This is a genomic window from Chitinimonas violaceus (assembly GCF_052601015.1).
This window is the reverse complement of the sequence record NZ_JBQXDJ010000231.1, coordinates 1-466: the sequence shown is the minus strand read 5'-3', so window position 1 is coordinate 466 and position 466 is coordinate 1. Positions and strand designations below refer to the sequence as shown.

Annotated in this window: 1 protein-coding gene; it reads right to left on the bottom strand. The window is 51.9% G+C overall.

Annotated features, from left to right (window positions below):
* Positions 1–466: Ig-like domain-containing protein (locus ACUHMQ_RS21075; RefSeq protein ID WP_445297394.1), on the bottom strand; the 466-nt coding region annotated here is incomplete at both ends.

Below are 466 nucleotides of genomic sequence, written 5' to 3'. Positions count from 1 at the left end.
CTCACTAAGCTTTGCCACAGCAATTATCTGTCCGGCCTGTACTCCAACGCCATTCAGATTCAGCGCGCCGGCAGCAGGCAGTGTATCGATTCGCACTGCCTTCAAACTGTCACCCACATCCACATCACTAAAGCCAAAATCAGCAGCCGTGAATACTTTGCTACCGTCTTCCTGTATGGTGAAGCGCGCATCTTTGCCCGACGGTGCATCGTTTACCGCAGTGACATCGACAGTGATCGTATTCGGTACCGTATCAAAGGCATTTGCCTGATCCTGTACGGAGAATGTGAAGCTCGCGTAGTTGTTTCCGTTGGCATTAGCGGCTGGTGTAAAGACCAACTCACCAAGCTTTGTCACAGCAATTACCTGTCCGGGCTGCACTCCAACACCATTCAGATTCAGCGCGCCGGCAGTTGGCAACTTGTCGATTCGTACCGCCTTTAAACTGTCACCCGCATCCACATCA